Origin of the sequence: Glutamicibacter uratoxydans (genome assembly GCF_050753455.1) — a bacterium.
Lineage (GTDB): Bacteria > Actinomycetota > Actinomycetes > Actinomycetales > Micrococcaceae > Glutamicibacter > Glutamicibacter uratoxydans_A.
The window spans coordinates 674,150-685,973 of record NZ_CP192736.1 but is presented as its reverse complement, the minus strand read 5'-3'; the positions used below and the strand labels follow the sequence as shown (position 1 = coordinate 685,973).

The 11,824-nt window shown below is 58.2% G+C and carries 10 protein-coding genes and 1 pseudogene; 8 read left to right on the top strand and 3 right to left on the bottom strand.

The features are described from left to right. The first annotated feature begins 21 nt into the window (after positions 1–21). Both ACQQZ8_RS03280 and ACQQZ8_RS03275 read left to right on the top strand, forming a co-directional pair. Entirely contained in the window at positions 22–414 is a 393-nt protein-coding gene (locus ACQQZ8_RS03280) for an arsenate reductase ArsC (RefSeq protein WP_270106563.1), read from the top strand. A 133-nt stretch (positions 415–547) separates the two neighbouring features. Continuing rightward, positions 548–1,948: an IS1380 family transposase gene (locus ACQQZ8_RS03275; protein ID WP_270106564.1), complete on the top strand. Its 1,401-nt coding sequence runs from the start codon at positions 548–550 to the stop codon at positions 1,946–1,948. Positions 1,949–2,406: 458 nt separating this feature from the next. Here ACQQZ8_RS03275 and ACQQZ8_RS03270 read toward each other — a convergent pair whose 3' ends face one another. Continuing rightward, positions 2,407–3,843, bottom strand: coding sequence for an IS1380 family transposase (locus tag ACQQZ8_RS03270; protein ID WP_431711278.1), 1,437 nt, complete (start codon positions 3,841–3,843; stop codon positions 2,407–2,409). Between the two features lie 108 nt (positions 3,844–3,951). Here ACQQZ8_RS03270 and ACQQZ8_RS03265 point away from each other — a divergent pair. Both ACQQZ8_RS03265 and ACQQZ8_RS03260 read left to right on the top strand, forming a co-directional pair. Next, positions 3,952–4,263: pseudogene (locus tag ACQQZ8_RS03265) on the top strand (helix-turn-helix domain-containing protein); the annotation flags it as partial. Positions 4,264–4,751: 488 nt separating this feature from the next. Next, the gene (locus ACQQZ8_RS03260) at positions 4,752–5,459 is read left to right on the top strand and encodes a GNAT family N-acetyltransferase (RefSeq protein WP_431711277.1); all 708 of its coding nucleotides are present in this window, start codon (positions 4,752–4,754) and stop codon (positions 5,457–5,459) included. 224 nt (positions 5,460–5,683) lie between these two features. Here ACQQZ8_RS03260 and ACQQZ8_RS03255 read toward each other — a convergent pair. Then, positions 5,684–6,831 (bottom strand): IS3 family transposase gene (locus ACQQZ8_RS03255; RefSeq protein ID WP_431711163.1). Its coding sequence is split into 2 segments (ribosomal slippage): positions 5,684–6,558 and positions 6,558–6,831, totalling 1,149 coding nucleotides; the frame shifts between segments, so codons are not numbered across the junction. Positions 6,832–6,873: 42 nt separating this feature from the next. Beyond that, positions 6,874–7,059 carry a hypothetical protein gene (locus ACQQZ8_RS03250; RefSeq protein WP_431711276.1) on the bottom strand — a complete coding sequence of 62 codons (186 nt, stop codon included), beginning with the start codon at positions 7,057–7,059 and terminating at the stop codon, positions 6,874–6,876. A 625-nt stretch (positions 7,060–7,684) separates the two neighbouring features. Between ACQQZ8_RS03250 and ACQQZ8_RS03245 the strand changes: the two genes are divergently transcribed. The 4 genes from ACQQZ8_RS03245 (at position 7,685) to ACQQZ8_RS03230 (ending at position 11,742) form a co-directional block, all read left to right on the top strand. Further along, the gene (locus tag ACQQZ8_RS03245) at positions 7,685–8,092 is read left to right on the top strand and encodes a four-helix bundle copper-binding protein (RefSeq protein WP_431711275.1); all 408 of its coding nucleotides are present in this window, start codon (positions 7,685–7,687) and stop codon (positions 8,090–8,092) included. Positions 8,093–8,369: 277 nt separating this feature from the next. Continuing rightward, a complete protein-coding gene (locus ACQQZ8_RS03240) occupies positions 8,370–10,442 on the top strand; it encodes a copper-translocating P-type ATPase (protein WP_431711274.1) in 2,073 nt (690 codons plus the stop codon). 63 nt (positions 10,443–10,505) lie between these two features. Further along, complete coding sequence (locus tag ACQQZ8_RS03235; RefSeq protein ID WP_431711273.1) at positions 10,506–11,015, top strand: DUF6153 family protein; 510 nt, start codon at positions 10,506–10,508, stop codon at positions 11,013–11,015. 121 nt (positions 11,016–11,136) lie between these two features. Then, the gene (locus tag ACQQZ8_RS03230; RefSeq protein ID WP_431711272.1) at positions 11,137–11,742 is read left to right on the top strand and encodes a DUF305 domain-containing protein; all 606 of its coding nucleotides are present in this window, start codon (positions 11,137–11,139) and stop codon (positions 11,740–11,742) included. The last annotated feature ends 82 nt before the right edge of the window (positions 11,743–11,824 follow it).

Sequence of the window (11,824 nt, the reverse complement as noted above, 5' to 3'; positions counted from 1 at the left end):
AGGGGTCTGCTGAAGGTTTGGTTGAGTTCAAGCGGGACGCTGTGGCGGTGGCGTGCGGGCCGCTCGCAGATCGCCGCAGGATTCCTCAGAGACCTCGCAGGCGACCGCATTGACGTCCGCTCAGCAGGCTCGGTCCCTGCTGAGCACATTAACCCCGTCGCGGTCGACGCCATGCGCGAAGTCGGCATCGACATCACCGGGGAACGGCCGAAGATCCTGACCACCGAAGCCGTACAAGCCTCGGATGTGGTGATCACGATGGGCTGCGGTGATGCCTGCCCATTCTTCCCCGGTAAACGCTACGAGGACTGGAAACTCGCTGACCCCGCAGATCAGGGCCTCGACGCCGTGCGGCCCATCCGTGACGAGATCAAGGCTCTCATCGACGCACTCGTCAGTGACCTCCTTGGGTAAGGAGAACTAAACCCGGATTCACCGATGGTCGTGCCGGAAACGAGCCGTTGAGATAAGGGAAATGCCTCTCTGACCTGGGAGAATAGTGGTTACCACAACTGCTATTCCACCCCAACCAGGAGGCATCTCTCAGATGCAATTCAACCACACCCCCGCGGCGCTGTCAGCAGCATTCGACGACGCGAACCTCGTGTCGAGTGCGGGCTTGGTGCCCGTGATGCGCCTCGCCGAACGGGCAGGCCTCACGCATCTCGCTGGGAAACATCTCACCGTCCCAACCGACAAAGGCGCGAACGCGGGAGCGAAGGTCTCCTCCTTGGTCGCGGGCATGGTTGCGGGAGCAGACTCGATCGAGGACATGCGTCTCCTTCGACACGGTGGCATACGTCGCCTCTTTGATCGCGTGTACGCGCCCTCTACGCTGGGCTCGTTCCTCCGCTCGTTCGAGTTCGGGCATGTACGCCAGCTCGACGCGGTCGCTTCCCGGTTCCTCACGGGCCTCGCTAGCGAGAGCCCCAACTTGCTGCCCGTGGGCGATGAGTACACCTTTGTGGATATCGACGACACGATCATCGAGGTCGAAGGGCATCTGAAGCAGGGCGCATCGTTTGGGTATTCCGGGGTGCGTGGGCTGAACGCGGTCCTCGCGACCGCTTCCACGAGGAAGAGCGCGCCGGTGATTCTCACGCAGCGACTCCGGAAAGGATCAACGAGTTCCGCTCGGGGCGCGAAACGAATCGTGGCGGACGCGCTCGCGCAACTTCGCCGCATACCAGGTGCGCACCGCGTGTTGGTGCGCGCCGATGCCGCCTACTACTCCCACGCCGTCGTGTCGGCCGCCAAGAAGGCTGGGGCTGACGTGTCGGTCACCGTGCGCATGAACCCCTCGATCAGGCAGGCAATCGCCTCGATCGCTGATGACGCATGGACACCGATCGTCTACCCCGGAGCTACTCGTGATGCAGAGACCGGTCGCTTGATCTCCCGCGCTGAGATCGCCGAGATTCCGTACACCGCGTTCATCTCGAAAAAGGGTCAGCAGGTCACCGGACGGCTGATCGTGAGGCGCATCCCCGAGCTCGGGCCCAAAGCGTTACGGGAACAGCCGGCACTGTTTGATACGTGGCGGTTCCACGCATTCTTCACCACTGTCGACCCTGACGAGCTCGATACCGTCGCCGTTGACCAGACGCATCGGCAGCACGCGATCATCGAGCAAGTCAACGCGGACTTGAAAGCAAGCGCGCTCGCACATTTGCCTTCAGGGAAGTACGCGGCGAACGCGGCCTGGCTGGTGCTTGCGGTCATCGCGCACAATCTCACCCGGGCTGCTGCCGTGATCGCTGACCCGGCCGGGAAACTACGTCTCGCGGTCACCGCAACGATCCGGCGCACCCTTATTGGTGTGCCTGCACGCATCGCCCGGTCAGCACGGAAGCTGCGCCTGCATCTGCCCGAGCGTTGGCCCTGGTCAAGCGAGTGGTCGGTGCTACTGACGCATTCCACGTCACCGCCGCGCATCAGACTTTCATGACCACCCAGCCCCACCGGGCGCAACGAACTCTCACCAGTGGAACAGGCAGGACACGAGGGGCCTGAGGTCCTGGTGTGCCCCGAACTCAGCAATGCTGCCTCGCACGAGAGACGAGCTGAGCCGCAGACACATCGGTGGATTCGGGTTAAGTTTTCGAAACTCCGAGTTTTCAACGATTTCAGATTCCCATATACCCCGCTCGAGAAAATGCCCGGTGAAGGGGCCTTATACGGACGCCAAAAACGGTCGTTTTTGATACACGTATCTGCAAGCTAGCCCAGATGTTTCATCACGCCTTACACGGCCACCGAAATCCATTACAGAGTGATTCCCGGTGGCCGTTTCCGGTTGCGCGCACGACCAAGAGCGCCTGAACCACCAGCGCTGGGTGCCAGGCTCCACCAACCTGGACTGAAATGACCTTTCGAAACCAAAGAAATAACAGGACAACCGCCAGTTCAGGCAGCGAGCTCGCCGTGCCGCCACCGCTGGAACAGCAACCTAATATTCTGCTGAAGCTGGAATAGCAGCTGAGCTTCCGGCGCATTTTTGGGGATCAGCAGCCGGCGTGGCCGGCCGCCAGAGACAATTTTGCCGGCCATTGAAAACAGCCGGTACCGCCACCGCTTCAAATCCCAGCAGCCTGCCTCATGGCCACCAGGCAACACCGCCAGCTGCAGCCAGGACACCAGATTCACTGCGAACATTGCCAGATCAGCCCATGCCTGGTTCGCGGTAAAAGACCAATAAGGCAGTTTGCCCAACCCCGTGCTCTTCAGCGTTTTGATCCTGTTCTCGCACCGGCCACGCGCCCGGTGCCGGGCATCGAGGAACGCCACGTTGAACCGCGGGCTATTGGTCAAGAACGCGGTCACCCGGTTCCCGTCCGTATCGAACAAAGTCGCTTTCGCCCCGGGATGCAACGGCTCAGCCCGCAAATAAATCCTTGTTCCTGGTGGGTAGTCATTCAGCTCGATCACCTTGCTCGCGTCGATCACCCACGCATCATCACGCTGCTCCCCGCCAGCGGTCAGGGCCGGTTCCCAGTACTTCTTCTCATCGATCCACCGGATGAACCGCTCCTTGAGCACCGGCAACGAATACGAAGTGGAGAACTGAATCCCCAGCGACTGCAGGTGGTGCAAGAACTCTCGGGACGAGCCGGCACTATCGGTGCGGACCAGAATCTTCTCTCCATGCAGGTTTCCGTGCTCGTCATAGAAATCATCAGGCAGCTGCGCCAACGCCTGGTTGAGGACTTCAATATGGGATTTCGCGGAATTTGCGCCCCGGTTTCCCGGACGCAACTGCACGGCCAACACTTCGCCGGTTCCATTCGTCTTGCCGTAGTCGGCCATGGCGATCATGGGTGAGAATCCGTACCCGCCTTTATACGTGCCGGCACTGTTCTCTTTGTCGGAGTGCACGTGTACTAGCGAGGCATCGATGTCGATGATCAGCGGGTTGGCTGACGTGGCCAGCCGGGCAGGATTCCGTGACCCGGCTGCAGCCCAAGCTTTGGAGCGCAGGCTGCGGGTCATGGTGGCGAAGCCATACTCGAAAGCTTCTGGCTGGTCCTTGATGCGGCCCATGAACCTGCTGACTGTGGCATCGGACGCTATCGGGCCGAAGAGCCCTGGAGCGACACGTAGCTGGTCGATATCAGCGGCCTGCTCGCCACCGGCGGCCAACGACAAGGCCAATGTTCCGAGGATCTTTCCTGGCCGGTGTGTTGCGGTGGCTGGCACGAACTGGCTGAACCGGTCTTCGCAAAGCTGGCGGAAGTCCAGGGCGTTCAGGAAGCTGGTGAGCACCGACAACCCAGCATGGGAGACGAGGGCTTGGCTGGTGCGTTGGGTCGGGAGGGCAGGGAAAATGTGGGTAGAATGGTTCACTGAAAAGGTGATCCTTTGATCTGGTGATTTAGAGCTTCAACAACTCCTATTTTTCCAGTTCAGGTCACCTTTTCTTCTTTTAAGTCAGTTAATGACTGCCGTTGCCATGGAATACCCGGGCTAAACCTCGGCGGCGGCGATGTAGATACCAAGACACCCATGGGAGCCATGGTCTTCACTGTCATGGCAGCACTCGCGCAAATGGAGCTGGAGATCAAACGTGAACGCATCAACGACTCTGTGACCAAACGCCGCACAGCCGGAGGGGACCTCGGCGGTCGCCGACCTACCTTCACCGAATCCCAGATCCGAACCGCAGCCAAGCTCATCCAGGCAGGCGATCCAGCCACCCAAGTCGCCAAAGATATGGGAATGTCCCGAGCGACCCTCTACCGCAGAATTAAAGAGTTAGACCACTAAACATCCCAAAAACCTTCCGTGCCCCTTCAAGCCCGGTCGACTTTCGGAACCAGGTTTTGGGAATCCAAGAACATTGAAAAAGCGCACTTCGAACTGATGCTCGGAATGCGCTTTTCAGGTTCTCAGAAACGATCGTTTTCGGTGCGATCGTCCGGCATTCTGTAGCGGGGCATGATCGTCCCGTTTCACGCCCCGTCACCGGTCCCTACACCGAACGGGGCTAACGGAACGGTCGGCTTTCCTGTCAATCCATAAAACTTCTACCGTCCAGGTGAGAACGCGGTGTGTTCCGATAGCCGACCGTCTTACGGGAATATAAAAATCCTTGGCTGACCATGAGGCTTATAGGAGCATGTCACCCAAATTCAGGTCGACTGCTAGGAAACTAAAATTGGGGTTCATTGATATTTGGCCGGATTCATTATTCATATTCTTTCCTTGAAATTAGTTAAGCAATCCTTACTTCTCGAATCGGCTAGTCTTTCTGGATGAAACTAAAATCCAGCACCATCACAAGTATTCAATTGGCTTGGGCACAGATCCTTGGTGTCCCCCCGGAAGCTCTGGAAATCGAAGGCAATCGGGTGTATCGCGAAAAGGACGATAGTGCCCTGCTCATGTTTGTTTCCTTGTTCGGAACTGGGATTCTGGTAGGCCCTTCCTGGGCGAAAGAAGCTGCACAAAACTTGACAGACGCCGAACTTGCCAGTCATGCGAAACTGATGGAAATCAGCGCTCCATATGGTGGCCAAGCTCTCGGCGAAGCGGAACTGTATTACTGCGACACAGCACCACCGACCCCAAGTCTCCGACCGACAGCGAGCCGCCAGCAAGAGCACGCTATTGCACTGGAGAACATCTGCCTGCCCGACGATTCGGCGGAAGTAGGCTTGAGCGAGATAGAGAGTACCTTTGTCCTACTCAGCGATTGCGACAATGGGCCACAACCACTGGCGGGTGCCGGTTACGATATATGGGAAGGAAAACTGGCTCACCTCGGAGTCCTCACAGCACCCGACAAACGGCAAAGTGGGTTCGGTTCTAATGCTGTTGCAATCGCAATGGAACAAGCAATGAACTGCGGTCTCATTCCGCAGTGGCGCGCCCGCACGGACAATACCGCTTCGATTCGCACGGCACTCCGCGCAGGATTCGAATACGTAGGAACCCAAACCAGCGTTATTCTCGAGGCATAGCCCTTCGACTGCCCGCAGAAGGTTCGTCTTATGGGAATGGAACAGCAGTTCCCGAAGGAAATCTAGTGGGTGGCGCTAAGGTGATCACATGATGACAGTTATTTCAGCTCCAGCCTGACACGTAGGGAGTCGGCAATTTTCCACTTCGGAAGAGACACACTGGCTTCTGCCTGGCACGATATCCGGTTGCCCCATTGGTTGGGTCCCTTTAAGCAGTCCAGCAGCTATGCGATAGCTAACTGATTCTCTCTAACCCATTCATCCCAAAACCGGGACGGCGTCAACCCATCCAAAGACCCATGGGGACGCTCATGATTGTAAATGTCTTTCCATTCATCAGCCAAATACTTCGCTTCCACCATAGTGTCCATATTTTCCCCGGAAAGCTGTTCACGCCGGAACTGCGCATTGAACGACTCAATAAAACCGTTCTGCCAAGGTGAGCCCGGATCGATAAACGCAGTGGACACCCCCACAGTATTGCACCATTCCACCAGCGCGTCAGCAGTGAACTCAGGCCCGTTATCACACCGCACAAACGTTGGCTGGATCCCAGTTTCAGCAATGATGTCCTCCAAAACAGCCACCACATCAGCAGCTTTGAAAGACCTGCGGGGAATGATCGCCAAAGCGGTCCGCGTGTACTCATCAATGACATTGAAGAACCGGATATGACGGCCACAAGAGGTGACATCCGACTGGAAATCAAAGCTCAGTACATGCATCGGGTACTCGGCGGTCAACCGCTTCTGTTCCCCAGCGTCTGGGCCGGTGCGCCGCTTCTTTCGACGCTTGGGCTTACAGACCAGGCCTTCTTCTCGCCATAATCGTCGGATGCGCTTGCTGTTCAAGGCAGTGTCTTTCCATCGTTCGGTGGCCAGCAAGTGCCAGCGGGCTTTGCGCCATCCCCACGTTGGATGCTTAGACGCGACAGCCCTCAAGTCGGCTCGTAGCTGCGCTTCGTCAAAGCTCATCGGTGTTTTTTTCTTACGTAGTGCAGAGCGGTTCTGGCCCAGAACTTGGCAAGCGAAGCGTTCGGACGCCCCGAATTTTTCCATCGCCATCCGTACAGCACGGCGGCGTGGTTCGGGGCTTAGAATTTTCCCTTGGCAACCTCAGTAAGGATGTCGTTGGCGAGCATCTGATCGGCGAGCAGCTTCTTGAGGCGGGCGTTTTCCTTCTCTAGCTCTTTGGTGCGTTTGCTGGCTTCAGCGTTTTTCTCGGACCCGTACTGGTTGATCCAGCGGTACCAAGTAGCTTCAGTGATCTGCAGTTCCTTGATGACCTCGATCATCGGGTGGCCTTCATTGAGCATCTTCTGTCCTTGGCGGACTTTAGCGATGACCTGGTCTGGTGTGTGTCTGCGTGCCATTTTTCTGTGATTCCTCCTGTGTCCATTGTCGGACACGAGTACTCACATAGTCACTGGACTACTTTCCGGGGACCCAACCACCATTACTGCCACGACGCTAGCCAAGCGGCTGAGGCGCATCGGAGTTTCCACATCAACTGGTCGTACCAGTGCCATGTCGATGCTGGCCCAAGAATTACCGCCCACCTTCATCGCTCGGCTAACCGGCACCAGCGCTAGCACTGCCATTCGCTGGATGGACGCCGTTGCAGCGTCAAATGCGCGTTACGCAGCTCTGCGCATTGCCATAGAAGATCGGTCAGAGCGCTGAGTTCATCGAGGACGCTTCTGGTTCGCTTCTCTTTGCTGGCCATAAAAGCGCCGCTTGTGAATAAGTGAATGACGCGACGCTAAGGTTCGTCAGTTGCCGTAGCAGCTTGTCCTTTATTAAGCGCTGGGAATTCAGATTCGGTTCACTAGGAACAAGGTAAGGCGAAGGTCCTTCTGATACCTCGTATTACGAATGGCTTTCGGAACACCGTGCCCTGGACCCGAGAAGCTATATAGTTGCAAATTTCTTCTTCCTCAGCACCAAGATTTACGGTTCTTGGCGGTGCTTAAGCTGACCGGTGGTACTGCTCGTGGACTCGATCCATAACCTTTCCGATACCCCGGCAGCAGACATACTCACTCTTGGAAACGATGCTGCATTAACGGTAAGGAAACGGCTATGCACCATCGCTGAAATTTGTGTATCCGACGCTCATGCGGGGTCGTGTTTGTTGCGCTACTGTGCAAGTTGCTTAAAGGGTTCAGTTCACGATCTCAAAGTGGTAGCGTCCGCGGTATCCATCGAGACTAAGGAGCAAAATCAATGAGTCACATCATCTCCATGCTGAAAACCCACCCCAACAAACCCAATGACCCGGACCTTCAGAAGCTTGTGGACTGTATCGCCGCCTGTTTCGAATGCGCCCAGAGCTGTACCGCGTGTGCCGACGCGTGCTTGGCCGAAGACATGGTCGCCGAGTTGCGTCTCTGCATCCGGACCAATCTCGACTGCGCCGATATCTGCAACGCCACCGTCAACGTTCTGACCCGCCAAACCGGCCAGAACCCATCGGCAGTCAAGGCAATGCTTGAAGCCTGCCGGACAGCCTGCCAGCAGTGTGCCACCGAATGCGAGAAGCATGCTGGCATGCACGAGCATTGCCAGGTCTGCGCTGAAGCTTGCCGCCGGTGCGAAAAAGCTTGTGCCCTGCTGTTGGCGGCCATCGGCTAAGCGTCTGTTGTTGGGCACGAGTGGACAGATGAGTCTAGCCAGAAAACTCGAGTTATACCCCCTTGGGGTATATTCTGAACCTACGCAGGACTTAACGGGCGGTTGCCCCCAGTGTTAGGGCCGGCGTATTCAGACGAGAATTCGAGGCCGCCCTCGGGGGTCCAGGAGGGAAGCCATCATGAACCACGCACCGGAGAACCGGGAACACGGCCACTCAGTCTCCCCTGGGCACGGGGGTCGCACTCTCGCATCCAAAGACAGTCACACGGGACACCCGATGTCTGAACAGCCGACTCATGGCCAGGCGATGCCGGCTGGCCATGCGCATTCGGCAGTTGACGATGAACACGCCGTCCACAGCCACGGCGAGCACGCAGGACACAGTACCGCGATGTTCAAGAATAAGTTCTGGCTGAGCCTGGCACTCTCAATCCCGGTGGTAATTTTCAGCCCGATGTTCGCCCACCTCTTCGGCTATCAGATCCCGGACTTCCCCGGCGCCGTCTGGATCGCTCCGGTGCTCGGATCGGTGATCTTCTTCTACGGAGGACTGCCCTTCCTGAAGGGCGGCTGGAAAGAACTGCGCAGCAAGCAGCCTGGAATGATGCTGCTGATCACGCTGGCGATCACTATCGCCTTTCTCTCCTCGTGGATCACCACGCTAGGCATCGGCAACTTCAACCTCGACTTCTGGTGGGAACTGGCCCTGCTGGTAGTGATCATGCTTCTGGGCCACTGGATCGAGATGCGCGCCCTAGGCTCGGCGCGCGGCGCACTAGATGCTCTGGCAGAACTGCTACCTGATGAAGCCGAACGCGTCACCGCAGAGGGCACGGACACAGTACGAATCAGCGATCTATCCGTCGGCGATATCGTACTGGTCCGCTCCGGTAGCCGGCTGCCTGCTGACGGGGAAATCACCGAAGGCCAAGCGGAACTGGACGAATCGATGATCACCGGCGAATCCAAGACCGTACCGCGAGGTCCCGGAGACAGCGTAGTGGCCGGCACTGTGGCCACGGACAGCTCCCTGCGCATCAAGGTGGCAGCCGTCGGGTCAGATACCGCTCTAGCCGGAATCCAGCGTCTGGTCTCTGAGGCCCAGGCCTCCTCCTCGAAAGCCCAAGCGCTAGCGGACCGTGCAGCGGCTTTTCTGTTCTACTTCGCTCTGGGCGCCGGCATCATCACCTTCCTCACCTGGGTGCTCCTGGGCAGTCCCAACGAGGCGGTTATCCGCACCGTCACCGTTCTGGTCATCGCCTGCCCGCACGCACTGGGCCTTGCCATTCCACTGGTCATCGCGATCTCCACCGAACGGGCGGCACGGGCTGGAGTGCTGATCAAGAACCGCATGGCCTTGGAACGGATGCGCACCATCGATGTGGTCCTCTTCGACAAAACCGGCACTCTAACTCTGGGCCAGCCTGGTCTGACCGGCATTGCCACAGCCCCTGGTCTCAGCGATAACGACTTGCTGGCACTGGCGGCCGCAGTTGAGGCGGACAGCGAACATCCCTCGGCCCGGGCTATCGTCGCAGCGGCCCGGGCCCGAGACATCCGGATTCCGACTGCTACCGAATTTACCTCGCTGACCGGGCGTGGCGTGACCGCCAGCGTCGATGGAGCCGACATCATGATCGGCGGACCTAACTTGCTTGACTCCCAAGCCCTGACGATCCCGCGAGAACTGCAGGAGCAGACTCAGCCTTGGGTAGAGCGAGGCGCCTCCGTACTCCACGTGGTTCGTGCTGGGCAAGTGATTGGTGCCCTGAGTTTGGAAGATGAGATCCGCGCCGATTCCCGCCAGGCCGTTGCCGCGTTGCAGTCCCGGGGCCTCAAAGTCGCGATGATCACCGGTGATGCGCAGCAGGTCGCCGAAGCAGTGGCTGGAAAGCTGGGCATCGACGAGGTCTTCGCCCAAGTCCTGCCCCAGGACAAGGATAAGAAGGTTGCCGAGCTGCAGGCCCGCGGCCTGAAAGTGGCCATGGTCGGGGACGGGGTCAACGACTCCCCAGCACTGGCTCGGGCCGAGGTTGGCATTGCCATCGGTGCCGGCACCGATGTGGCAATAGAATCGGCGGGGGTCGTCTTGGCCGGCAACGACCCGCGGGCGGTGATGTCTATGCTGGAACTATCCAGAGCCAGCTACCGCAAGATGATCCAGAACCTGGCGTGGGCCACCGGCTATAACGTGATTGCGGTCCCGCTGGCTGCCGGAGCACTGGCGTTTGCTGGGGTGTCGATCTCTCCGGCCATCGCAGCGATCCTGATGTCCCTGTCCACCATCGTGGTCGCGCTCAACGCCCAATTGCTGCGACGCATCAATCTCGATCCAGACACCATACATTAATCACACTAGACCAGTTTCAAGCGCTTTCTTTTGCCGGGCACAGGATGCGCCAGTACCCTTGAGATGAAAACCTTCACTCTGGTGGAAAGGCAGGATGCGATGAATCAGGTTATGACGCCTCGTCGTTTCCTGTCTCTGCTTGTCCCTGCGCCGGGCAATCCTGCTGGCCGCCGCCCGGTTATTCTTATGCTGGGTTTGGCCGGAATCATCCTCGGAATCTTGGGGATGCATGTCTTAGGAGCGTCCCACCAAGCGCCAGATACTGCTGGTCTGAGCGCGACCTCTGCGCACCAAGCGGTCTCCCACGATCACGGTCCACCCGTAATGGCCACAGATGGGACGGTCGGTGGCGAGGCAGATAGTACCTGCTACGGGCCATGCAATGGCGAGCATCATCTCATGGCTGCCATGTGCGTACTCATGGTCATTGTCCTGGCCGTCTTGTGGTTTCTTCCTAAATGTTGGTTCATTATTCCTGGCAAGGGGCTGCGCGCCCCGCCAGTCATGCCTGCACCGGCAAACCGGTTGCCGTGGACTCCCTCACTCATCGAACTCTCTATCAGTCGCACATAAAAACGCCGGCAGCTTTCCCCATACCGGGGAGAGCTCCGGCTATTCGTGCGCACCCTTGTGTGCCGTCTTGGCCGGGTATTGATGGATACCCCGTTTGAGAACACTTTGAAGGAATACCCACATGAAACGCCTGACTTCCATTTCGGCAACCGCTCTTGCAGCAGCACTCGTCCTGTCCGGATGTTCCACGGACGCTGGCACCACCGAACCTGAAAGCACTATGTCCGGCATGGATCATGGCAGCATGCCGACGTCGGCCTCCGATGCTGCAGCCGACCACAATAGTGCCGATGCCATGTTCGCGCAGATGATGACGCCTCATCACGAACAGGCTGTCCAGATGAGCGACATCATGCTGGCCAAGAAAAACCTGGATCCCCGGGTTACCGAGCTTGCCCAGGACATCAAAGCCGCCCAGGGGCCGGAAATCAAGAAAATGAACGACTGGCTCCAGACCTGGGGCGAGCCTATGAAGATGTCCGGAAGCCATGAGATGGACGGGATGATGACCCCGGAGGACCTTTCCAACCTCGAGGCCACCCAGGGCACCGAAGCTTCGCGGTTGTTCCTGACCCAAATGATCGCCCACCATGAGGGGGCCATCACTATGGCTGAGGACGAAGTCGCCAACGGATCGAATCCTGCAGCCGTCGAGCTGGCTAAGGATGTTGCCTCCAGCCAGGGAACCGAAATTCAGGCCATGAAGACCCTGCTAGCCGACCTCTAAAGACTCCACGTTGCCGCTGCTGCCTAGGGTGCCGCCTCCCCTGACCCATCTGAGCAGCACTTCTGATTGATTCAAGGAACCA

What these genes read in the sequence shown, in the direction of transcription:
- ACQQZ8_RS03275 (WP_270106564.1), top strand. Translation starts at nt 548, where the DNA reads ATGCAATTCAACCACACCCCCGCGGCGCTGTCAGCAGCATTCGACGAC.
- ACQQZ8_RS03260 (WP_431711277.1), top strand. Translation starts at nt 4,752, where the DNA reads ATGAAACTAAAATCCAGCACCATCACAAGTATTCAATTGGCTTGGGCA.
- ACQQZ8_RS03250 (WP_431711276.1), bottom strand. Translation starts at nt 7,059, where the DNA reads ATGGCAGTGCTAGCGCTGGTGCCGGTTAGCCGAGCGATGAAGGTGGGC.
- ACQQZ8_RS03245 (WP_431711275.1), top strand. Translation starts at nt 7,685, where the DNA reads ATGAGTCACATCATCTCCATGCTGAAAACCCACCCCAACAAACCCAAT.
- ACQQZ8_RS03240 (WP_431711274.1), top strand. Translation starts at nt 8,370, where the DNA reads ATGTCTGAACAGCCGACTCATGGCCAGGCGATGCCGGCTGGCCATGCG.
- ACQQZ8_RS03235 (WP_431711273.1), top strand. Translation starts at nt 10,506, where the DNA reads ATGAAAACCTTCACTCTGGTGGAAAGGCAGGATGCGATGAATCAGGTT.
- ACQQZ8_RS03230 (WP_431711272.1), top strand. Translation starts at nt 11,137, where the DNA reads ATGAAACGCCTGACTTCCATTTCGGCAACCGCTCTTGCAGCAGCACTC.